The sequence below is a fragment of the Aliidiomarina sp. genome, assembly GCF_047920995.1.
GTDB lineage: Bacteria > Pseudomonadota > Gammaproteobacteria > Enterobacterales > Alteromonadaceae > Aliidiomarina.
This window is the reverse complement of record NZ_JBLRWZ010000013.1, coordinates 40544-61688: the sequence shown is the minus strand read 5'-3', so window position 1 is coordinate 61688 and position 21145 is coordinate 40544. Positions and strand designations below refer to the sequence as shown.

The following is a 21145-nucleotide window of genomic DNA, read 5'->3' as shown; positions in this document are numbered from 1 at the left end:
GGCCTTGCGCCGCCCGAGCTTCCGGCTGCAATCAGGGCTTTGAGAACATCATTGGTTTCATTATCAAATATTTTCTCCGCTTCGTTACCCAAAGTAGCAATATCAATATCACCTTCGGCAGTAACGGCGTATGCAGATGTAGGTGCAAATGAAAGCGCCCCCATGCCGCGGTTTCCCACAAAAGCAAGCCTATCCATAGGGGTAACCATAGCGGGTAAAATATTGTGTTGGCGAAATACGCGATTTTGCAATAACGAACCCCAACCATCGGGTAAGCTATCAGCAAATGCGCCGTGCAGGCCCTGATGAGGCTCTTTTGGTGCTCGTTGTAACGCAGTATCAAAGTTTAAAGTGAACGGGGCAAGGTGTGGGTAGCTCGCTACATACTCGCGTTCATATTGAAAGAACACGCCTTGTTGGTTTTGCGCCAAGGTGCCTATTCTTACCTGCATACCATTGCTAAAGGTTCGCTGCACATCAATTTTTTGCATGGGCTTAAAGTTCATCGTTCAGCACCTCAGCAATGGTTAACGGCATGGCGGCAGTGCGCTGTGAAGATTGAGCAAGCTGATATAAACGTTCAAGCTTGTCTAGGCACTGCCAAAGCAGGAGTAATTGGCGAAAGGAAATCTGCCCAGTAAGTTCAAAGCGCTTTATGGTTGCGGCAGGTACTGTACTGCGTTCAGCCAAAGCATTCCGCGAAAGCTTAGCGCGCTCACGAAGTTTACGTAAGTGAGCAGCAAACGCTTGCTGCACATCAATGTCGTCAATTAATTGATAACGGCTCATTATATGCGCCTTAAATTGGATAATATGTTATCTATTATAGCTTAAAAATCGCAATATTGGATAATATGTTATCTACTATTGGTAAAGCGGCTGCGCATCACCGCGTCACTTTATGTCGCAAAAAAGTAATCTGTAATTAACACAGCAATCCTATCGATTCTCACAGGGAATAGAATGGTACCCGTGTTGGTAATCGCTATGGCTCATAGCGGCGCTAAGGGCATTCAGAGTTTTTTCAATGGCGTTTAGCGCGGCGCTGCGGGCAATGGCGCGCGGAATATTGCCTTTGGGGTTGGCATCGCTTTGGTAATGTACCTGTAGCGTGCCGTTTTCGGTGGGTTGCAACTGCCAATGTGCGGTTACATCGGTCATGCGAATTACTCTACCGTTGGCAGGTTTTTCTTCGCTGGCATCGGTTATGGCAATTGCCAGTGCTCCCGATTCGGCATCATATTGCCAGGTGCTACGGGTAACCATATCACGGTTGGCAATGGGCCAAAACGAATTAAATTCTGTGTGCACAATATGGGTGTTTGGATCGGGTTGCTCAAGAATTGTGGCGCGCGAAGCCCTTTTTTACCCAATCGTTCAGGCGCTCGGTGTCTTCGAGTAAATGCATAAAGGCGGCTACGCAGCCGCCGCTGAACTCGGTGTTGGCACGAATACTTAATACATCACGGTTGGCATAGCGGTAATCTATATCAACGTTGCTATTGCTGTTGGCAAAGCGTGTCCACTCGGCCGCTGCCTTCATGGGTGCGAGGACAAGTGCAACAGCCATTATGGTAATCGTACAAACCGAAAAATGCTTCATGTATACCCGAGCGTGCTACTGCCCTTCAATCTTCTGAATTTCTTTCCAAATAATATCGGCTTCGGCAGAAAGCTCGGAGCTTTTGCGGATATCGCCTTTGCGGGTAGCGGCCATTGCTTCTTGCTGCAATTTGGCCAGCTGTTTACGAAGTTTCTTGGTTGGATTGGGCTTAAACAAGTTGAACATAGTGTATCCGTAGTGAAAGTGCGTGAGTTATAAGTTCATTACGCACCGCACGGTTAGAAGGTTCAGGAATCATTGTTTAGCGCAATAGGCTGAAAGATTCCGGTTTTACTCATGTTACGTTGCAATTGAAAAGCCGTTAGAGCCTCAATCGGTTGAATGCGCTCGGGTTCATCGAGGTTAAGTGTTGCCCAGGCTTGCTTTGTTACGGTAACGGCAAGTAGATAAACATCTTCAGTGTGCCCAGTTTGGGTATTCGGTTGTTGCGTGTAAGCCGATACATCTACTTGCGTGATGCTAGGTAAGGTTACGAATACTGTGCCTAACAGCCGAAAAACAACGCCATGCGCGTGTTGCGCGTATTCTTTGCGTTGTTGGGTGGCGCTTTTTTGTTTGATAAGCAGCCGTTTCCCAGCCTTATTGAAGCGTGCTTCTTGGCTTGGGAAGTTTTCGGCGGTTGGCAAATCAACGTCAAGCCGAACGATGGCATGGCCCTCTGCATTCGTTGCTATTTCGAAATCGATGTTGGTTTCGCGTGGCCAATCTAGTTCGGCAAGCTCGGCTTCCAATATGGCCGACATAAACTCGGTATCGTTGCGCAAATCGTGAGCGAACGCTGCGGCCAGCTCGCTCTCGTTTTGTTCATGCGCTAGTTTTTCTTGTTTCCATGTTTGCAGTGCTTGTTCATGTGCCTGCTTTAGCGCATTTCGCTGCGCAGTTATTTCGTTATGTGTTGTTTGCCATGCATCCGTTAGCTCTTTGTTATGTTGATTGCGCTTACTTTCAAGGCTTGCAAACAACCTATGCCAGAACCATTTTTTGCGCAGCTTCGGTGGTTTTGGTAACTCGGGTAAATTTGCATAACGGGGTGCATCTTTAGCGAAGGGTTGTTGATCATACTCGGGAGCTGCAGTAGTGAGCGCGGGCGTATCATGATGAATATCAACTAATAGCGCCTGATCATCATTAATACGCTCCAGCTCTTGCTGCAAAAATGCAGTAACTTGTGCACTATATTGCTGCCAAACATGGCGAACCAGAGCTGCACTGGCAGGATTACCCTGCTCATCGTACATATGCAGTTTGCCTTGCTCATCACACTTTAAATTAATGTGCCCGGCGGGTTGCTGCGCACTATCACGCGCTTGCGCTCGTTGGGCACGTTGTTGGTGTGCTTTTGATTTATCAAGCCGTGTGCGATAGGAAAGGCCGGTTCCCGGTGCACCCATATTGCCATAAACACCACGTTTGCCAGCCGTTACACTCGCGCCGCGTATGCCGGCAGAAACGCTCACACCGCGCTTGCCGAAATTTAGCCGCACACCCGGTAAAATGCGTACCCGCCGTTGAAATCGAAATGCCAAAGATATGTGCCTCTTGCTTAACACTTTCCATTATCATCCTAGCGCCTTGATTGAGTGGAGTAAACAATGAGTGCAGTAAACAAAGAACAAGGGTTAATGCTCACGTATCGGGAATAGTTGATTTTTAGCTTAGTTAACATATAATCACTATATATGCGAATAAGTGTAAACATAATATGAGTAAACTAAGAACGTTAATTGAAGAAACTGTACGAGCTAAAAATGCAGGGCATTTTGGTATTTTCACGGCTGCCGATTTAGCAATGATGGTTGGCGAAAGGCCTAGCCCCACATTTATGAAGTTTCTGGCAAAGGCGGCGAGCAATTCTTCGTTAGAGCGCGTAGCTCGAGGTTTATATATCAATAATGTGGCGCCGCCGAATAGCACCGGCGTGTTGGAAAAAATTGCGAGTTTACTGCACAAGAATCACTTCATGTATGTGAGCTTAGAAACGGAGTTAAGCCGCATTGGGGTGATTTCACAAGTGCCAATTCGGCGCTTAACCATGATGACAACGGGCCGCTCGGGTGAACATAAAACGAAGTACGGTATAATTGAATTTACTCACACGAAGCGCTCGCTTGATTCGTTACAAGATGGTGTTTACTACGATATTGAAAGCCGCGTATTTCGTGCTACCAAGGAACAAGCCATTATGGATTTGCGCCGTGTTGGCCGCAATGTTCACATGATTTCTGAGGAACTCAACGATGCTACATAAAGTGGTGGCGGAAGTTATCCGCAAGCACCCTGATTATGCGGGTATGGAGTATGTGCTGGAAAAAGAAATCCTGCATCTTGATGTGCTCGATATACTGCATAGCAAAGGGTTTCTTCATAAGCTCACGTTCATTGGCGGCACGGCGTTACGGCTTTGTTACGGCTCAAACCGGCTTTCTGAAGATCTTGATTTTACTGGCGGCTGCCACTTCAAACCGAGTGATTTCGATGGGCTAGCTAAAGAACTGCAGGAAAATATTGCTGCAAAATACGGCTTACACGTAACTGCGCGTGAGCCCGAGCTTAAAACACCGGGTGGTGATACATCTACATGGAAAGTTACTTTGGAAACACACCCTGGCAGGCCCGATCGGCCGTCACAAAAAATGCATATTGATGTTTGTGCCTATGATTCATTGCAAGTGGTAAAACGACCGGTTATGAATCACTATGATATTCAATCGCCGATTGCTGGTTTACCGATTCCTGTTCAAAGCTTGGAAGAAATCTTTGCCGATAAAATGGTGGCCTTTGCTTTTCGAGAGCGGCGCATAAAGCCACGTGATGTGTGGGATATTATTTGGTTGAAGCAAAAGGGCGTGAAACAAAATGCGGATTATGTTTTAAGAAAATTGATCATGCGTTCTAAATCGTTAGAGCAGTTTTTACAGAATATCGGTAAACATGCGCATGATGTTGTTCACTCAACTGAAGTGAAGCACGATTTTATGCAGGAAATGAGCCGTTTTGTGCCTCCTTCTGTAGCTATTCGAACTTTACAGAATGATGATTTTTACCCTTTTGTGGGCCAAGCCATAAGTGAAGAATGCGATGTTTTACGTGATCAGTTGTTAGGCAATAGTGTTGGTGAAAGCCGCTGGGAACTTTAAACCGCGCTTTCTGTAGCCACCGAGAAGGAGCAGTAATGCAGCAGCACGAGTTTGATATTATCGTTGTGGGTGGCGGTGGAGCTGGCTTGCGGGCGGCAATTGCTGCGGCAGAAGCGGGTGCAAAGGCTGGAAGTGACAAAGCCAAACCACTCAACATTGCGATGCTTTCGAAAGTGTACCCAATGCGCTCACATACGGTGGCAGCCGAGGGTGGTGCCGCTGCGGTTACGCGGCCCGATGATACTGTGGAAGCGCATTTCGATGATACGGTGGCAGGTGGCGATTGGTTAGCTGAGCAAGGTGTAGTGGATTACTTTGTGCGCCATGCCTATCAAGAATTAGTGCAAATGGAACACTGGGGTTGCCCGTGGTCGCGTAAACCAAATGGTGATGTGCAGGTGCGCCGTTTTGGCGGCATGAAAACCGAGCGTACATGGTTTGCAGCTGATAAAACCGGTTTTCACATGCTGCATACGCTGTTCCAAACCTCGTTAAAATACCCTTCTATTCAGCGTTTCGATGAGTTTTTCGTACTTGATTTACTAGTGAATGATGAGCAGCAAGTGCAGGGCGTGCTGGCGTTGGAAATTAGCACTGGCGAACTACACATGCTGTATGCAAACGCGGTGATTATGGCTACTGGCGGCGCGGCCCGCGTGTTCCGTTTCAATACCAACGGCGGCATTGTAACTGGTGATGGTATGGCCATTGCCTATCGCCATGGCGTACCGCTGCGCGACATGGAGTTTGTGCAATATCACCCAACAGGTTTGCCCGGCAGTGGCATATTAATTACCGAAGCTAGCCGTGGTGAAGGTGGCTTGCTGGTGAACAAAGATGGCTATCGCTATTTACAAGATTATGGCTTAGGGCCGGAAACGCCGTTGGGTAAACCCGAAAATAAATACATGGAACTGGGCCCGCGCGATAAGCTTTCGCAAGCGTTTTGGCATGAGCAAAAGGCCGGCCGTACCGGTAAGCATCATGGTTCTGATGTGGTGTATCTGGATTTGCGCCATTTAGGCAAAGCGTATTTACACGAGCGGTTGCCATTTATCTGTGAATTGGCGAAAGCCTATGTAGATGTTGATCCGGTGCACGATCTTATTCCGATTCGGCCGGCGGTGCATTACACCATGGGTGGTATTGAAACCGATGCTCATTGTGAAACCGCCGTGAAAGGTTTATTCGCCGCGGGGGAATGCGCTTCGGTGGGTTTACATGGTGCCAATCGCTTGGGTTCGAATTCACTTACCGAGCTGTTGGTATTTGGCCGTTTGGCAGGAGAAAATGCTGCTGAGCGAGCGCTGCAAATGAGTGCGGAGGCTACGGGCCGAGAGCAAGATAGCCAAAAGCTGCATAAGAAATGGCAAACCAAACTGCAAAAGCTTACCGATACCAGCCAAGAGGCGCGATCTTGGGTGCCCATTAAGCGTGAGCTAGTGGCTAGCATGGAAACCGGTTGTGGCATTTACCGTGATGAGCAAGGGTTACAACAAGCGCTTGCTTCGGTGCGGCGCTTACAAAAAGAGTTTCAGCAGGTGCGCGTGGGTGATACCAGCAAAGCGTACAATACTGATTTGCTGCATTGTTTAGAACTTGAATTCACTTTAGATGTGGCTGAAACCATTTGTTTAGCGGCGTTAGAGCGGCGGGAATCCCGAGGTGCGCACCAACGGTTAGATGCTGGTTTAACTGAGCGCAACGATGCAAAATTTTTGCGCCACAGCCAAGTAGTGTATGCGCCAGGAAAGCCAGCAGAGCTGCACTGGCAAGCCGTAGATACGCACATTTCGGCGCCGGGTGAACGCTTGTACGGTTCGGCGGGCTCGGCGCACGCGGGTGCAACAGCTGAAGGGCAGCGCGAGCCAAAACAAGGAAACGCTGATGGCCATAACTAAACATACCCAACACGCGCTAGTTCGGGTAAAGCGCTATCTTCCGGAAGAGGGGCAGCCAGCAGAACAAGCACACCCCTTTTGGCAGGAATTTATTGTGCCTTTCGATGAAAGCACTTCGGTGCTTGATGCATTAAATTATATTAAAGAAGAGCTTGATTCTACCCTCAGTTTTCGGTGGAGCTGCCGCATGGCCATTTGTGGCTCGTGTGGGTTTATGTTGAACGGTATTCCAAAACTGGGCTGCAAAGATTTTCTGCGCAATTATTTGCTGCAAGAAAGCAGCCCAAAACCAAAACCAAACGCAAAAGAGCGAAACAAAAACGAACACAGCAACATCCGCGCTCGCCTGAACATAGAGCCGCTAGCGCACTTCACTGTAGAGCGCGATTTAATCGTAAATATGAACGAATTCTTAACCCATTTAGAGGCGGTGAAACCGTATTTAATTGCCGAGCCAGGCACAGAAAAGCAAGCTCAACCCTATCAACAAACCCCGGCGCAGCTGGCAAAATATAAGCAATTTGCCAACTGTATTAACTGCGGTTTGTGTTATTCGGCGTGCCCTCAGTTTGGTTTAAACCCGGAATTTCTTGGGCCTGCCGCCATTGCACTAGCACAGCGCTATAACCTTGATAGCCGAGATACCGGAAAAGCGGCGCGCATGCCGGCACTGAATAGCCACAATGGCGTGTGGAGCTGTACCTTTGTGGGCTTTTGCTCCGATGTATGCCCCAAGCAGGTAGACCCAGCTGCAGCGGTAAACCAAGGCAAAGTTGCATCGGCGAAAAGTATGCTTATTCAAATGTTTAAAGGGAGTAGCGCACATGAGCTATAAACCCACATTACCGCGCACATGGTGGCTGAAACATCGGTATTTTGTGCTGTATATGCTGCGCGAAGGCACGGTATTGCCGCTGGTATTCCTGCTGTGCTCGCTTACTGCAGGTGGGTTTGCTTTGCAAAGCGCAGAACATTTTGTGCGCTGGCAGCAGTTTATGGCTATTCCTTGGGTGGTGGCGGCGCAGGGGCTGGCGCTCATCGCGGCGCTGTATCACGCGTTTACCTTTTTCCGCTTATTTCCGCGGGTAATGCCTGTTCGAATTGGCGCTAAACTGGTACCGCCAGCGATAATGGTAGCGGCGCAATGGTTCGCTGTAGTTGCAGTAATTGCGGTATTTTTGTGGCTGTTTATGTTTTCTGGGCCTCATTATGGCGCGGGAATAAGCCAAGGAGGTAGCGTATGAGGATCACGAACAAGCCAAGCCGTTGGCAAGGCTTACATTTAGAGCCGCTGTGGTGGGGCCTATTTAGTGCTGGTGGGGTTTGCTGTGCTGTATTTGTACCTGCTGTTGTACTCATATTTGGTATTCTCGCGCCGCTCGGTATTATCGAAATCAGCTATGTGCACCTGCTCGGTTATTACGGCAGTATTTGGGGTTTGCTATTTACCGGAGCGGCGATTTGTTTACCCGCGTTTCATGCGGCGCATCGAATTCGTCATGGGCTGCACGATCTAAAACTGGGTGGCGGGCATATAAGTGTTATCGTTTGTTACGGCACCGCGGCGGCACTCAGCATTGCAGCATTGTGGGCGTGGTGGCTCGTTGTTTAGGAACAATCATGAAATTTGATTACTTTTATGAGCGGGCAATAGCCCGTAAAGGCAGTAAAAAAGCGGTGCAAGCACTTCTACCCCGCGTGGGTAGCTCGGCAGAATTGGCCGCGATAAGCGATGATCGCTATCTTGCCGCTATTACCAAATGTGTGTTTCGTGCCGGTTTTGTATGGCGCATTATTGAGAATAAATGGCCAGGGTTTGAAGCCGCTTTTAGTGGCTTTGTACCACTGTATTGGGCGCAAGTACCGCCCGAGCGCCTAGATTCTCTGGCGCAAGATGAGCGCATTGTGCGTAATATGCAGAAAATTGCTACCGTACCGCGCAATGCATTTATGATTATTGAAGCGGCTGAGGAACACGGCAGTTTCGGTGAATTTCTCGCTCAGTGGCCGGCAAATGATCAAGTAGGTTTGTTACTGTGGTTAAAAAAGAACGGTTCGCGCTTAGGCGGTGCTAGTGCCCAGTACTTTCTGCGCATGGTGGGCTACGATGGCTTTATTCTTTCTAGCGATGTGGTAACGGCGTTGCAAAATCATAACCTACTCGATGCTGCTCCGGGTTCACAAAAAGGCCTGAAACAAGCGCAACAGGTATTTAATCAGTGGCATGCGGAAACGAAGTTGCCATATGCGCACCTTTCTAAAATTCTTTCCTTTAGTGTGGATGCGCGATAATGAGTTTTACAATTTGGGTAGATGCCGATGCATGCCCCGTGGTGATCCGCGATATATTATTTAGAGCTGCAACGCGTAAGCAGGTGTCCCTGGTTTTAGTGGCGAATCAACGGATAAAAACACCACCAACTAAGTTAATTAGTTGCGTGCAGGTGGCTGCGGGCTTCGATGTAGCGGATAATGAAATTGTGCGGCGGGTGGCCCCGAATGATTTAGTGATCACCAGCGATATTCCATTAGCGGCCGAAGTAATTGCCAAAGGCGGCCAAGCGTTGAGCCCTCGCGGCGAGCTATTTACCACCGAAAGTATTGGTGAGCGCCTAAACATTCGTGATTTTATGGATACCATGCGTGCTAGCGGTATTCAAAGCGGTGGGCCGCCACCGCTGAACCAAGCTGATCGGCAACAGTTTGCCAATCATTTAGATCGGATTTTGCAGAAGGTGTAAGCTTTCTTTATATGGCAAAATCAACAAAAACGAGAATCCTTGTTGATTATTACGAATCGCTGGGGTATTTTGTATTTATCTTCGCTACACATTGTAGGGGAACAGAATGAAGAACAGTATGAGTGAGTTGTCAGCTCTCCCGGAAAAACTCTCTGTTCTAGTAGCGGAAGATAACCAAGCGAGCCAGTTAATTATTCGTTACTTTTTGCAATCGTTGGGGGCGATTTGCACTATAGTAAGCAATGGTGAACAGGCAGTAATACAAGCTCGCGAAGGAACCTTTGATCTCATTATACTTGATGCAATGATGCCGATTGTAGATGGTATAAAGGCAGTTGAGATGATTCGGGCGGGAGAAGATAAAGCAGCTTCTTCCGCCCCTATTTTTTTACTTACCGCGGATGCGGTTGGTGTAGAGCAAGGTAAATATGCTCATCTTGATATTCAAGGTACTTTAACTAAGCCATATACCCGCACAGAACTTGCCAACGCGCTCATGCAACTCTTTTCATAGCTTTTCGTTTCATAGCGCTTCGGCGTTAATGCTCAACTGAAAGGTTGTGCCTTCACCCACTGTGCTTGTGCACTCTAACTTTGCTTCCATCAACGTTGCTAATTGCATTGAAATGGCTAAGCCTAAACCGGTGCCTTCGTATTTACGTGCGCCACTGGAATCGAGCTGTTGGAATGGTTGAAATATTCGCTGTAAATCATCTTCAGCGATGCCGATGCCTGTATCGGTAATGGCTACTATAAGTTTTTCGTTCTTATAATTAACGGCAATAGATACTTCGCCGGTATCAGTAAACTTAAGTGCATTACTCAGAATATTGCTTAAGATTTGCCGCACTCTTACGGCATCAAGCATCACCATGCTCGGAACTGAAGCTGCAATATTGCGAGTAAGCAGCAACTCTTTACGGGTTGCTATGCCTTGGTAGCTTGCTACTAATTGTTCAATAAAGGGCATTACTTGTATGGGTGATTTTTCGATACTGAGTTTACCCGCTTCAATTTTTGCGAAATCGAGGATGTCGTTCAGTATTGCCTGTAGGTGTTCCCCAGATTGTTGAATTACTTCTAGTTGTTGTTGTACTTCAATAGATTGGCTTTGATGCAACAACACTTCGGTCATTCCTAAGATACCGTGCAGCGGAGTGCGTATTTCATGGCTCATATTGGCCATAAAAGAGGATTTCATGGTGTTTGCAGCTTGTACAGATTCTAATGCCAGCTGCAGTTGCTCGGTGCGCTCGTGCACTCGTTTTTCTAAGCTTTCATTTATTTCTTGTAAGCGTTCGTTTAAATCTTCATTTAGCAACGTGCTTAACTGCAGGCTGCGCATGGTTTTGTTGAGTGTAGTGGTGAACTGGTGATAGCCAGATGTAAGCGCATTAAGCTCTTCTAAGTATCCTAACTTATGTTTTTCGGTGGGGATAATATTGCCGGTGCGTTTTGCTTCGTTGATGCTCTCAATGAGTGCAAGGATAGGATTCGTAAGTACCTTCGCAACTAGAAAGGTAATCACGCCACATACAATCGAGAGTATTAATAATAATAAGAATGAACCAAATAAATATGAGCTTAGTTTTTGCTCATATTCAACAACCGGAATGAAGGATATTGCGCGCCATCCGTTTGCTGGCAAGGTTGTTGCATAGGTAATGTATTCGGTTTTCGATGGTGCATGGAAAATGAGCTGTGGGCTGCTGCTCATATCCTTTACCACTGGGCCATTGGGGAGTGTTTCTAGTGGTTGCAGCATTAATTCCTTGGAGGCATAAACAATAGTACCTGCCGCATCGGTAATTAGGTAGCTAGCGTAATGCTGCGCGCCAGAAAGGAGAAAACCATGTAGTTCCGTTAGGTTTAAAGAGCCTTCGATAACACCAGCGAAAGTATTATTTATGTAATAAGGTGCAGATATTGCCACTATTGGATCGTTACCAAAACCTTGGCCTTTGAATGCGTTTGATAGATACAGCGTGCCGCTAGCCTTGGCTTGTTTAAAATAATCGCGATCACTTAGGTTGGTTATGCCGCTTTCTCGGGCAATAGCTAACATATCGCTTGGCCACGTAGCCAAGAGCTCGCCATTTTTATCGCTTGCTAGCATGGTGATAAACGCTGGGTGCAGAGTACCACTGTTGCGTAACAGTTCATTTAGTTTATCGGTGCTGCCTACTTCGGTAACTGTTGTTGCTAGTGTGTTTATAGCTAATGCATGCTTATCTAAATGATGGGCTGTGGTTTGTTGAATCACGTTACTAAAATTAACGGCTCGAGTTTCTAGTTGCGAATAGAGCTCTTTGTTTACGGTGAACAACCAAAAATAGATAATGAGCGTGGAAATACTAAGGGCAATAAAAAAACCGCTATTAAGCAGGAGTTGTGAGGTGGAAATGCGAAACAGCACACTTTTTTCAAGCTTAAGTACGCGAATAATGTGAAACAGCACGTAGCCTAATAAAATGTTTAAAATACCGTTCAGTATGTATTTTAATGTGATGGTTTCGATAGCTGTACTGGAAAAATCGCTGAATAAGAGGTACAGGCCGTATACCACCGCAGGCCCTAAAGTTAACCAGAATAGTAAGCCAATTATTAGCATACTGCGCTTAATATGCAGCGCAAATACAACAACTAGTACTTCGAGGGCAAAGGGCAAGAAACCGATAGCATGCTGCCAGTAAACATAGGTAACTGTACTTGCGGCTACCGATGCAATTAAGGCAAATCGAGGGCCGTATAAAATTGCTAATGTGATGGCGATAGCATTGCCGAAGAAAATTTGATTACTGTAAATAAAAGGCGCAGGGAAGAAGTTAACCAGCACTGCCAATAGCAAGCCACCGAACATAATAGTGCGGGATGGCGATTCTGATAGCAGGCGTTCTTTAATCATAAATGTGTTACTTAATTCTCTGCAGTACCGATTAATAGTTTCTGTACGATACGATATAGCTCAACTCTTCTGATAGGTTTTGCTAAGTGAATGCGAATACCCGAAGCCGCAGAGCGTTGGATATCTAACTCAGAAGACGCTGCGGAAAGAGCGATGATTTTAGTGTTTGGCTTGCTCGCGGTAATTCGCATACTTGCTGCAAATCCATCGAGAATTGGCATTTGTAAATCCATGATAATCAGATCAAAATCATCGGTAAGCGCTGCATCAACAGCTTCTTGGCCATTTTCGGCGAAGGTTAGAGCGCAACCCGTTGGGCTAAACAAATGCTGTAGTAAATCGCGATTAACTTTTACGTCTTCAGCAACTAAAATCGAGAATTTTTGTAAATTGGGAACACGTACTTTGGTGTTTTTTTCTGCGGTATCTGTGGCATCAATTGCGCTTGCTAATTTAAACGTTAGATTGGTATAAAATTGCGAACCTAAGCCTGGTTCCGATATAACTTCGAGCTTACTGCCAAATGCATTAATAATGCGCTGGCTGATTGCTAACCCTAAGCCTGTGCCACCAAATTTTCTGCTAGTGCTGTTATCTGCTTGTTCAAACGGTTGAAATAATCGATCCACTAATTCGCTATCCATGCCGATGCCGGTATCTTCAACAGCAATATAGTAATCTGCGAAGCGCCGATGGGTTTGTGTGCAACGAATTACTATTTGGATAGAGCCAGTATAGGTGAATTTTAAAGCATTATTAGTAAGGTTCATGAGCACTTGCGTAAAGCGCAGTTCATCGGTAAAAACCCAATCATGCTCGCCTACATCAAGTAAAACGTTAAGTGCCACATTCTTCTTAGCTGCTTTTTCGGCAAACATACTGAACAGATGCTCTGCAATCGCACTTAAAGAAACAGGCTTTTGTTCTAATGCCAGCTTGCCAGCTTCTATTTTGGAGAAATCAAGAATATCGTTCACGATACCTAAGAGTAAATTCGATGAATATTGGATGGTATTCACAAATTCATTTTGTTGGGCATCTAAAGTTGTGGCAGTGAGTAAATCACAATAGCCAATTACTGCATTAAGTGGCGTGCGAATTTCATGGCTCATATTGGCCAAAAATTCAGATTTCGCTTTATTTGCGCGCTCTGCTCGCTCACGCTCTTCTAAAATTTTATTGAACGCGGATTCTCGGGCACCAATGTTTACCAACATTTCGGCGTATAGCGCTAATAGCTTGCGTTCTTTATCGGTGTAAACATGATATTCACGCACACTATCAAAGCCGATAAAGCCAAGCAGTTTGCCGTGATCTCGCATGGGCACGGTAATAATGCTTTTCACCCCCTGTGGTTCTAGTATTTCACGAATGCCACTATTGCGAGGCAATGCAAATACATCGGGGATGTATAACTCTTCCCCACGTTCGTGGGCGCTGAGCCAATCTGGAATAAAGCTTACATCTACGTTTTGTAAGTTATCGATTTCAGCACTAATGCCCTCTGCACACCATTCGTAAGTGTTTGAAGTTTGCATTACATCGAGATCATAGCGAAATATATAAGCACGATCGGCACCAACAAAGGTGGCCATTTCTTGTAAAGAGGATTGAATAGCCTGATCTGCATGTTCAAGCGGAAGGTTTAAATATTCACGAGCAATTTTTATTAGCAGTGTTTCAGTAGTGGTTTCGGTATTTGTCATCTAGCTTTTGGCCATGCAATAATTTGCGAGTTATTTCCTAACTCATCACTGCTTGGGAAGTGCAGCACACCAAGCTTAGCGCTTTGCTCTGTTCGTGATGATAACTGTATCGGGCGGTTACGCCAATAATGCAGCAGCCGTTCAAGCTCAGGTTTACTTAGCTCGCTGGAGAAAAAATCACCGGTAAATGCTTGGTACCCGTTGGCGCGCATCGATATGAAAGTATGCTCATTATTAACACCGCACGCAATCACTGTTTTCTGCTGATTCATGGCGGCATCATAAAAGTTGTGCAGGTATTTCTCGGTGCGAGAGTGCTCGCATGAGCGTTGTACCAAATCGCTAGCAATTTTCATTAATGGAAATTCATCGCGGAGCATAAGCTCGGTGCGATTCGGCGTTTCGCCGGCCAGCGTGCCGCAGAATTTTATACCGTACTGAGCGGCATGTTGAATAAGCTTTAATTGCTGGGAAAAATTGTCATTTAGGTATCGCTCTTTTATGGAGATAACGAGGCGGTGCAAATCAAAATTTAGCGCGTTACTGCGTTGCAGCAAGTGTTCGAGAAAGGCTGAGGTGGTAAATGAATCAATGCAAGCGGTAATAAAAACGGCATCCTTTCTTGCGTTTAAGAGTGCGGAACTGGTGATTTCCTCCAGTGCTAAATCGGCAAAATATTGATCAACGATATGGGCCAAGCCATTTTTTTCAATGAGCTTAAACATCGATGCTAGGTTTACATCTTGCTGCTGTGGCCAATGTAGTTTGCACTCAACACCATAAATATGCGCAACCCCATCACGAAGTTCAATAACGGGAAGAAAGGTTAAACTAAGGTTACCGTTCTCCATGTCATCAAAGAATTTTGAAAGGTTGCCTACACTGGTATTCATGTGTCTAATTCTCGCAATAGCTCGCGCGCAACACGGTGCACCTCTGTTGTGATATCGATAAGTTGCTGTAAATCTGTGCATTGCGTATCTGAGCCAGGCTCAAAATTTATAACCCGCTGCTCAATAGTGTTTGCTTCAGCACTGCGTTCAAATAATCGAATTGTAGTAGCGGTTGATTTCATTAAATGCGCAATACGTTGTAATTCTTTCGGCGCAATAGGCTTAGCATGCTTTACTGCTGCCTGCATGCGTTCTAGATGTTGCCGCGATTCATTGCTGATGGTAAACAATAAATCGGCAACAAAATCGCTATCGTGATCAAACTCATTCAGTAATTTTTGTAATGGCATTACAACGCTCCATATGTTTGTATGATCAACATGCCTAACCTAATTGTGGTTGCTTCTTGCTATTTAGCAAGAGCTGCTTTTGCAGCACAACTAATGGCATAGCTTTCCCATAATAGAAGCCTTGCGCGAATGGAACTTTGATATTACGCAACTCACTGTGTTGTAGATCGGTTTCAATGCCTTCTGCAAGTAACTGAATATTTTCAGCGTTGGCTAAATAAATTAAGCTTTTAATAATATTTTTACTGGTGCTATCGAACGGAAATTTACGCATAAATTCGCGGTCAATCTTTAGTTTGGAGATCGGTAATGACAATAAATAATCCAGATTTGAATAGCCCACACCAAAATCATCAAGTGCTAACGAAAAACCGTAGTTGGCCAAATCAATTAAATTTTGTTTGGATACCCCCAGCATGTCTAGCGCGGATGTTTCTGTGATTTCAATCTCCACTTGCTGTGGATTTACTTTATATTTCCGTGCCAGCAAGATAACCCGTTGGGCAAAATCACCACGTTGCAATTGATGAGCTGATACATTCACAGCAACTGTTAATGAGTTTGGTAGCTGAGTTAAATCAGTAAATACGGTTTCGAAAATATGCATGCCAACTTCGTGAATGGCATTGGTTGATTCAAGAATTGGAATGATTTCCGTTGGGCTTACTATGCCTAGCTCTGGGGTTTGTAATCGCACTAACGCTTCTACACCAACAATGCTGTTATTGCTTACATCTACTTGCGGTTGATAATGCACTTGAAGTTCGCGCTTAACATGGCCCGAGTAAATTTCACTTTCCAGTAAATGCAAACGGTTAATTTGTTGTTTTGCATTTTCAGTAAACGGTTGCACACTACTTTCGTTGTTGTTTTTGGCAACGGATGCAGCCAAAGAAGCATTGGCAATGATTGTTTCTAGGCGATGTTTTTGCTGAGCAACATCATTCTCGTAAGTAAGCGTTGTTTCTTCGCTTGTTGCAGAGCCAAATCGGAGTACTGCGAAGATATCGTTGTGTGTGTTGCTAATGGGCCTATGGGCGATCTTTTCTACGCGCAGGTGCAACTCCTGCAGGGCTGCGGTGTTTTTAAAGGGTACTAGAATAGCGAAACGGGAATTACTGATACGTGCAACAGTTGCATCATCGGCATTGAGTTCTCGCAAGCGCCGAGCAATCGCTTGAATGGTGAGATTGCCAATCGAACGCCCCCGCACAGTGTTGATTTTGTCTAAGTTTGCTATTTCCAGCACGACAACTGCGAACCGTTTGGCAGCGATCGATTGTGCGATTATATTTTCGAGTAAACCGTCGCCAGTAGGTAACTGTGTAAGTTCATCAATTTTTGCCGCTGGAGTATAGCGTAAACGCATATCTTCCCGATGTGCTAACTGCACTCGATTGGCAAAGTTTTGTTTGTTAAATGGCTTGGTAATGAACTCTATTGCCCCGCCTCCCAGTGCTTGGCGTTCAATTTCATCATCACGAAGGCTGGTAACCACAACTTTAGGAACACTGCGAAGGCGCTGATGTTTATTTAGCTTGGCAATGATATCCAGTGCGGTATTTTCTTCTAGGTAGTAATCAATAACAAATACATCAACGCGTATAGGCAGCGAGGCAACCAGATCAGTAAACTCTTCGGGAATATGTTGGATGGCCACAACATGATAGCCTCGGCGCTTCAGCAGCCAAGTACTAATAAGCAACGCACTCGCATCGTCATCAATAAGCACTGCCGTGGGGCGCTGAACGTCGTTTCTTTCAGGGCTTGTTTGTGTGTGTTCAACTGTTTTATGCAAAATCAAATTACCGTTAGAATTTGATTGCAGTTTACAGTGCCGGAAAGATGCCGTAAACACCAAAAACAATAAAATCTATAGGCTATTGTGTTTTTAAGCCTTTATCTTGATTTCTTCATGTTGGCTGAGCCTTGTATATAACCACGCAAGAACGAGCGATCCACTGGTTTGTTAAGAACGCTAATGTTTTCTAATATTTTTTGCTGCTGCTCTGATTCAGTTACGTTGGTGCCAGTAACAATGAGAATGTTTAATGCCTGTAAATCAGGATTATTGCCGATTTTATTAAGCATTTCATAGCCATCTACATAAGGAATATCGAGATCTAAAATTAATAAATCAACGGGTTTTTGGCCTAATTGCAACAGTGCTTCAATGCCATCGCGAGCATAATAAACATCGATTAAAGAACTAAAATCGCTAAAGATATGCTGGTAAATTTTTATCGTAACGGGGTCGTCTTCTGCTACTAATACTCGCATTCGTTGTGGCGTTTGCGCTTGGAGCTGACGAATTAACCGCGTGCGGCTTTCGGGTGTATCGCTCGTTGGTGAATGCAATTTGGCACGCAATTGTTGCCGCTGTAGTACCGAGCTTTTCTCTATTCTGCGGTGGCCCCCGGCTGTTTTCCATGCTTCGAGCTCACCATTCTCAACCATATGCTGAACGGTTCCTACTGAAACCCCTAGCAGTTTTGCTGCCGCAGAGGTACTTATGTATTGATCTTTAACCGAAGGTTCAATAGCCACAACCATTACCCTAAATTTGAATAGAAAATGATAACCGGTGAATGATGTGCGGTTTTACTGAATTTTGCAAATAAATCTTTGCCTCGCTGATCTAATTTAGCAATTTTTCGTAGTAGCAAAAATTTTAAGTGCCCACTCACGCCAAAAGGCTTGCCAACACCGGTACATACAGCAATACATTCAACGGAAAGGTAATTCCAAGTGCTGCTAGCATAGCTTTACCAATATCGGCATTGGGTATGGCAGCTCGAATGGCGGCCGGCGCTGCGATATATGAAGCACTAGCGGTGAGCGCGCTGAGTATCAAGATCGAGCCAGTAGGCAAATCTAGGTACAGCCCCAAGAGTAATCCTGGCCAGAGCAAAATAAGCGGCGCTAATGCAGCAAAGATCACCAAGCGCCAAAGCTTAAATGGGAACGGCCGACAAATGCGTGCCGTAGTAATACCCATTTCCAGTAGGAACAGAGCGAGTAGCGCGGAAAACCCACTCAACACCAAGCCTTCGATTGAAGCGAGGCCTTCCGGGCCATACAGCCAGCCAATAACTACGCCGCCCATTAGCAGCACAACCCCTCGGCTGGTAAGAGCTTCATGCCAAATGGCACTCATCTTTAATGGCGCAGCCGTAGGTTTAGCGCTGATATCACTGGTTGCGCTAGACCCTGCGTTGCTTTGCGCACGCCAATGGTAGAAGGCCAGCATCAACACAATGGCCGGTAGCTCGAGAATTACCAGGTATAGGGTGGTATCAGCCGCTAACGGCAGCTGATAGCTCTCTGCGAGCGCCCAGGCTACCGCAAAAGTACCTGCACTTACCGAACCATAGTGCGCAGCGATACTTATGGCATCTACGCTTGGCAGGCGTATCAATTTGCGTAGCACTGGAAATAGAATCGGGGGGAGCAGAAAGCCGAGCGCCATGATGAGCAACAAGTTGCTCCAAATGATGGTATCACCATTGCTATGCAATGCTAACCCGCCTTTAATGCCGATACTGAGCATCAGTAATATGGTGAGTATTTCGTATATTTGCCCGGGCATTTTTAGATCGGATTTTACCAACCCAGAAATCAAACCTAACGCGAAAAACGCAACAACAATATCTGGCATGCTTCCCTCTATGATTTTGCAACGCTAACGGCTGCGGTTATCAAGCGGAGCGATTATGCAGAATTTAACCTATATATAAAAATAATTGATTGCAGTATATGATATAGATAATTAGCTATACATTGATTGCAATAAGGGGCGCCAATGCAATTACGGCAGTTAAACTTTCGGTTGTTAGAGGTGTTTCAACACGTAGTGGAGCAGAAAAGCATTTCTGCTGCGGCTCGTAAGCTTCACCTTACTCAGCCCACCATTTCAGCGCAGATTCGTAAATTAGAAGATGTATGTGGTGCACAGTTGTTGCAGCAGGAAGGTAGGCAGATGCTACCTACCTTGGCGGGCGAGCACTTGTATCGTGCCAGTGGCGATATTATGCGGCGTATGCATGAGTGTACTCAGGCAATTTCGGCAATAAGAGAAGGCGATCGGGGCACCTTAAAAATATCCTTGGTGAACACGGCGCAATATGTAATTCCGCCCTTAGTTGCGCAATTCAATCAGCAATTCCCGGATATACGGGTTGAGTTAAGTATTGGTAATCGCAGCACCACATTGCAGCGATATTATAATAATGCCGACGATATCTACATTTTCAGCCATCCGCCGAGCGATTCTATGGTGAAAGCGGAACCCTTTATGGCGAACCGATTGCAGCTTATCGCGCCAGTAAATCACTGGGCAGCAAAACAAAATTGCGGGCGTTTAAACTTTCAAGAATTGGTAAATGAATCTTTTTTAATGCGCGAACTAGGCTCGGCAACTCGTATGGTGTTTGATACTTGGTTAGCGGGCCGGGGCCTGTATTTAGCCAATACTACGCAAATTGAAAGCAATGAGGCGATTCGCATGAGCGTGGCATCGGGAATGGGCTTGGCGGTGCTCTCGGAACATATTATTGAGCATGGTAGTGATGCCGTTGCGCGCATTGATGTGGAAGGATTTCCGCTACCTGGGCAGTGGTATATGGTGAGCCGCAGTGATACACGAAATGCACCGGTGATTGATAGATTTAGAACGCTGGCATTATCTGCTTGAGTTTTGTGAGCAAAGCAAGGTAAGGTGCGGAAATAATTTTTGGTAAGTATATTAAATATTGATGAAAGAGCCTATGCAGCACTCACTTCTTACCGATCCTAATCGACATAAGCGTCGGTTGCTTAAAGCCATTTTGCTGATTATTTTTATGGTTTCGTTGGTGATCGGAAGTATTAACTTACTTTGGTTTCAAGCTTACTCAATTGGCGCATTGAATTATATTAGTATGGCCCTGTGTGCGCTGATCTGGTTGTATTACCAGCATACTCATAATCTGCGCGTGGCGGTGTGGTTGGTAAGCGGTGCAGTGATGTTCAATTTGGCTTCATTTATCGTGCTTGCGCAAGGTGGTGGTTATTCACTGATTTGGCTTACGGTATTACCACCGCTGGTATTCTTCTTGTTGGGGAAACGAGCCGGCTCTTGGGTTACAGCGATATTTTTTGCCGCCGCTTTACTTTATTTCTATACACAAATGCCGCACTTGCCTCCGCAACGGCTGGCTACCGGCGCATTTTTGAATATTGCTGAAGTGATGTTGGTGCTTTTCCTCATTTTCCGTTTTTATGAAGGCGCACGCAGCGAAGCATTTGCAGAACTAGTGCGTATTTCCACTATGGATAAATTAACGGGTATCTATAATCGCGCAAAACTTGATGATGTGCTTGAGCAACATATTGAACTTATGGATCGTAGCGAACAGCCACTTAGCATTATGTTGTTGGATTTAGATCATTTTAAAGTAGTTAACGACCAATTTGGGCACCTGCAGGGCGATAAAGTGCTGCAAGAGGTAACCAAGGTTATTAAGCGTGCTATTCGTAAAACCGATCAATTTGGCAGGTGGGGCGGCGAAGAGTTTATGCTTATTTGCCCTAATACCAGCGCCGAAAATGCAGCCTGTTTAGCGGAGAAACTGCGTGCTGCTGTGCAGGATTTTGATTGGCAGTTTGCCGTACATATAACTGTAAGTATTGGTATCGCTGAAATAGCGGCGCGGCAATCGAGTGTGCAGGCGCTACAAGCGGCTGATAAAGCGTTATACCGTGCTAAGAATAATGGCCGCAACCGAGTGGAAGTGGCAGGCCATGCAATGCCTTGATTTACGTTCATAAGTGAATAAGAGGGCGTTTATTTTATTAACATTATGTTCGTATTTGAAAAAATAAGCCCCGCAACATAAATTGCGGGGCTC

At 45.7% G+C, this 21145-nt stretch carries 24 protein-coding genes; 11 read left to right on the top strand and 13 right to left on the bottom strand.

Translation table 11 applies throughout. From position 1 onward, the window contains the following. From ACNA7P_RS05340 to ACNA7P_RS05315, 6 genes are all read right to left on the bottom strand, one after another. Window positions 1–506, bottom strand: a 506-nt coding sequence (locus tag ACNA7P_RS05340; RefSeq protein WP_416257582.1) for a HipA N-terminal domain-containing protein, incomplete at its 3' end; no start/stop codon positions are given. Then, the gene (locus ACNA7P_RS05335) at window positions 496–789 is read right to left on the bottom strand and encodes a helix-turn-helix domain-containing protein (RefSeq protein WP_416257581.1); all 294 of its coding nucleotides are present in this window, start codon (window positions 787–789) and stop codon (window positions 496–498) included. The genes ACNA7P_RS05340 and ACNA7P_RS05335, both read right to left, overlap by 11 nt. 150 nt (window positions 790–939) lie before the next feature. After that, window positions 940–1311, bottom strand: coding sequence for an START domain-containing protein (locus tag ACNA7P_RS05330; RefSeq protein ID WP_416257580.1), 372 nt, complete (start codon window positions 1309–1311; stop codon window positions 940–942). A 25-nt stretch (window positions 1312–1336) separates the two neighbouring features. Next, window positions 1337–1570 carry a hypothetical protein gene (locus ACNA7P_RS05325; RefSeq protein WP_416257579.1) on the bottom strand — a complete coding sequence of 78 codons (234 nt, stop codon included), beginning with the start codon at window positions 1568–1570 and terminating at the stop codon, window positions 1337–1339. Between the two features lie 48 nt (window positions 1571–1618). After that, window positions 1619–1789, bottom strand: coding sequence for a DUF6435 family protein (locus tag ACNA7P_RS05320; protein ID WP_416257578.1), 171 nt, complete (start codon window positions 1787–1789; stop codon window positions 1619–1621). Window positions 1790–1851: 62 nt separating this feature from the next. Beyond that, window positions 1852–3150, bottom strand: a complete 1299-nt coding sequence (locus ACNA7P_RS05315; RefSeq protein WP_416257577.1) for a DUF4236 domain-containing protein — start codon at window positions 3148–3150, stop codon at window positions 1852–1854. A gap of 176 nt (window positions 3151–3326) precedes the next feature. Here ACNA7P_RS05315 and abiEi point away from each other — a divergent pair, with 176 nt between their 5' ends. The 9 genes from abiEi to ACNA7P_RS05270 all read left to right on the top strand — a co-directional run bounded on the left by abiEi (window position 3327) and on the right by ACNA7P_RS05270 (window position 9917). Continuing rightward, window positions 3327–3872: a type IV toxin-antitoxin system AbiEi family antitoxin gene (abiEi, locus tag ACNA7P_RS05310; RefSeq protein WP_416257576.1), complete on the top strand. Its 546-nt coding sequence runs from the start codon at window positions 3327–3329 to the stop codon at window positions 3870–3872. Then, window positions 3862–4761, top strand: a complete 900-nt coding sequence (locus ACNA7P_RS05305; RefSeq protein ID WP_416257575.1) for a nucleotidyl transferase AbiEii/AbiGii toxin family protein — start codon at window positions 3862–3864, stop codon at window positions 4759–4761. The genes abiEi and ACNA7P_RS05305 overlap by 11 nt, the downstream gene beginning before the upstream one ends. Window positions 4762–4796: 35 nt before the next feature. After that, window positions 4797–6662, top strand: a complete 1866-nt coding sequence (frdA, locus tag ACNA7P_RS05300; RefSeq protein ID WP_416257574.1) for a fumarate reductase (quinol) flavoprotein subunit — start codon at window positions 4797–4799, stop codon at window positions 6660–6662. Then, entirely contained in the window at window positions 6649–7497 is an 849-nt protein-coding gene (sdhB, locus tag ACNA7P_RS05295) for a succinate dehydrogenase iron-sulfur subunit (RefSeq protein WP_416257573.1), read from the top strand. The genes frdA and sdhB overlap by 14 nt, the downstream gene beginning before the upstream one ends. Then, window positions 7487–7906, top strand: coding sequence for a fumarate reductase subunit C (locus ACNA7P_RS05290; RefSeq protein ID WP_416257572.1), 420 nt, complete (start codon window positions 7487–7489; stop codon window positions 7904–7906). Before sdhB ends, ACNA7P_RS05290 begins: the two co-directional genes overlap by 11 nt. Continuing rightward, complete coding sequence (gene frdD, locus ACNA7P_RS05285) at window positions 7903–8274, top strand: fumarate reductase subunit FrdD (RefSeq protein WP_416257571.1); 372 nt, start codon at window positions 7903–7905, stop codon at window positions 8272–8274. The genes ACNA7P_RS05290 and frdD overlap by 4 nt, the downstream gene beginning before the upstream one ends. An 8-nt stretch (window positions 8275–8282) precedes the next feature. Continuing rightward, the gene (locus ACNA7P_RS05280) at window positions 8283–8954 is read left to right on the top strand and encodes a DNA-3-methyladenine glycosylase I (protein ID WP_416257570.1); all 672 of its coding nucleotides are present in this window, start codon (window positions 8283–8285) and stop codon (window positions 8952–8954) included. Then, window positions 8954–9403 (top strand): YaiI/YqxD family protein, encoded by a 450-nt coding sequence (locus ACNA7P_RS05275; protein WP_416257569.1) that lies wholly within the window; start codon window positions 8954–8956, stop codon window positions 9401–9403. The genes ACNA7P_RS05280 and ACNA7P_RS05275 overlap by 1 nt, the downstream gene beginning before the upstream one ends. A 106-nt stretch (window positions 9404–9509) precedes the next feature. Continuing rightward, the gene (locus tag ACNA7P_RS05270; RefSeq protein WP_416257568.1) at window positions 9510–9917 is read left to right on the top strand and encodes a response regulator; all 408 of its coding nucleotides are present in this window, start codon (window positions 9510–9512) and stop codon (window positions 9915–9917) included. Window positions 9918–9926: 9 nt separating this feature from the next. Here ACNA7P_RS05270 and ACNA7P_RS05265 read toward each other — a convergent pair whose 3' ends face one another. The 7 genes from ACNA7P_RS05265 to ACNA7P_RS05235 form a co-directional block, all read right to left on the bottom strand. Further along, complete coding sequence (locus ACNA7P_RS05265; protein WP_416257567.1) at window positions 9927–12308, bottom strand: ATP-binding protein; 2382 nt, start codon at window positions 12306–12308, stop codon at window positions 9927–9929. Between the two features lie 11 nt (window positions 12309–12319). Continuing rightward, window positions 12320–14014 (bottom strand): ATP-binding protein, encoded by a 1695-nt coding sequence (locus tag ACNA7P_RS05260; RefSeq protein ID WP_416257566.1) that lies wholly within the window; start codon window positions 14012–14014, stop codon window positions 12320–12322. Next, window positions 14011–14907, bottom strand: a complete 897-nt coding sequence (locus ACNA7P_RS05255) for an EAL domain-containing protein (RefSeq protein ID WP_416257565.1) — start codon at window positions 14905–14907, stop codon at window positions 14011–14013. The genes ACNA7P_RS05260 and ACNA7P_RS05255 overlap by 4 nt, the downstream gene beginning before the upstream one ends. Further along, window positions 14904–15257: a hypothetical protein gene (locus ACNA7P_RS05250; protein WP_416257564.1), complete on the bottom strand. Its 354-nt coding sequence runs from the start codon at window positions 15255–15257 to the stop codon at window positions 14904–14906. Before ACNA7P_RS05250 ends, ACNA7P_RS05255 begins: the two co-directional genes overlap by 4 nt. A gap of 34 nt (window positions 15258–15291) precedes the next feature. Then, window positions 15292–17055: an EAL domain-containing protein gene (locus ACNA7P_RS05245; RefSeq protein ID WP_416257563.1), complete on the bottom strand. Its 1764-nt coding sequence runs from the start codon at window positions 17053–17055 to the stop codon at window positions 15292–15294. Window positions 17056–17156: 101 nt separating this feature from the next. Further along, entirely contained in the window at window positions 17157–17804 is a 648-nt protein-coding gene (locus ACNA7P_RS05240) for a response regulator (RefSeq protein WP_416257562.1), read from the bottom strand. 136 nt (window positions 17805–17940) lie between these two features. After that, a complete protein-coding gene (locus ACNA7P_RS05235; RefSeq protein ID WP_416257561.1) occupies window positions 17941–18915 on the bottom strand; it encodes a sodium-dependent bicarbonate transport family permease in 975 nt (324 codons plus the stop codon). A gap of 144 nt (window positions 18916–19059) precedes the next feature. Between ACNA7P_RS05235 and ACNA7P_RS05230 the strand changes: the two genes are divergently transcribed. After that, the gene (locus ACNA7P_RS05230) at window positions 19060–19950 is read left to right on the top strand and encodes a LysR family transcriptional regulator (RefSeq protein ID WP_416257560.1); all 891 of its coding nucleotides are present in this window, start codon (window positions 19060–19062) and stop codon (window positions 19948–19950) included. A 73-nt stretch (window positions 19951–20023) separates the two neighbouring features. After that, window positions 20024–21052: a GGDEF domain-containing protein gene (locus ACNA7P_RS05225; protein ID WP_416257559.1), complete on the top strand. Its 1029-nt coding sequence runs from the start codon at window positions 20024–20026 to the stop codon at window positions 21050–21052. Window positions 21053–21145 lie beyond the last annotated feature (93 nt).

Excerpts from the sequence above, each read along its gene's own strand:
- ACNA7P_RS05335 (WP_416257581.1), bottom strand. The coding sequence starts at position 789 with ATGAGCCGTTATCAATTAATTGACGACATTGATGTGCAGCAAGCGTTT.
- ACNA7P_RS05325 (WP_416257579.1), bottom strand. The coding sequence starts at position 1,570 with ATGGCTGTTGCACTTGTCCTCGCACCCATGAAGGCAGCGGCCGAGTGG.
- ACNA7P_RS05320 (WP_416257578.1), bottom strand. The coding sequence starts at position 1,789 with ATGTTCAACTTGTTTAAGCCCAATCCAACCAAGAAACTTCGTAAACAG.
- abiEi (WP_416257576.1), top strand. The coding sequence starts at position 3,327 with ATGAGTAAACTAAGAACGTTAATTGAAGAAACTGTACGAGCTAAAAAT.
- ACNA7P_RS05305 (WP_416257575.1), top strand. The coding sequence starts at position 3,862 with ATGCTACATAAAGTGGTGGCGGAAGTTATCCGCAAGCACCCTGATTAT.
- frdA (WP_416257574.1), top strand. The coding sequence starts at position 4,797 with ATGCAGCAGCACGAGTTTGATATTATCGTTGTGGGTGGCGGTGGAGCT.
- sdhB (WP_416257573.1), top strand. The coding sequence starts at position 6,649 with ATGGCCATAACTAAACATACCCAACACGCGCTAGTTCGGGTAAAGCGC.
- ACNA7P_RS05290 (WP_416257572.1), top strand. The coding sequence starts at position 7,487 with ATGAGCTATAAACCCACATTACCGCGCACATGGTGGCTGAAACATCGG.
- frdD (WP_416257571.1), top strand. The coding sequence starts at position 7,903 with ATGAGGATCACGAACAAGCCAAGCCGTTGGCAAGGCTTACATTTAGAG.
- ACNA7P_RS05280 (WP_416257570.1), top strand. The coding sequence starts at position 8,283 with ATGAAATTTGATTACTTTTATGAGCGGGCAATAGCCCGTAAAGGCAGT.
- ACNA7P_RS05275 (WP_416257569.1), top strand. The coding sequence starts at position 8,954 with ATGAGTTTTACAATTTGGGTAGATGCCGATGCATGCCCCGTGGTGATC.
- ACNA7P_RS05270 (WP_416257568.1), top strand. The coding sequence starts at position 9,510 with ATGAAGAACAGTATGAGTGAGTTGTCAGCTCTCCCGGAAAAACTCTCT.
- ACNA7P_RS05265 (WP_416257567.1), bottom strand. The coding sequence starts at position 12,308 with ATGATTAAAGAACGCCTGCTATCAGAATCGCCATCCCGCACTATTATG.
- ACNA7P_RS05260 (WP_416257566.1), bottom strand. The coding sequence starts at position 14,014 with ATGACAAATACCGAAACCACTACTGAAACACTGCTAATAAAAATTGCT.
- ACNA7P_RS05255 (WP_416257565.1), bottom strand. The coding sequence starts at position 14,907 with ATGAATACCAGTGTAGGCAACCTTTCAAAATTCTTTGATGACATGGAG.
- ACNA7P_RS05250 (WP_416257564.1), bottom strand. The coding sequence starts at position 15,257 with ATGCCATTACAAAAATTACTGAATGAGTTTGATCACGATAGCGATTTT.
- ACNA7P_RS05235 (WP_416257561.1), bottom strand. The coding sequence starts at position 18,915 with ATGCCAGATATTGTTGTTGCGTTTTTCGCGTTAGGTTTGATTTCTGGG.
- ACNA7P_RS05230 (WP_416257560.1), top strand. The coding sequence starts at position 19,060 with ATGCAATTACGGCAGTTAAACTTTCGGTTGTTAGAGGTGTTTCAACAC.
- ACNA7P_RS05225 (WP_416257559.1), top strand. The coding sequence starts at position 20,024 with ATGCAGCACTCACTTCTTACCGATCCTAATCGACATAAGCGTCGGTTG.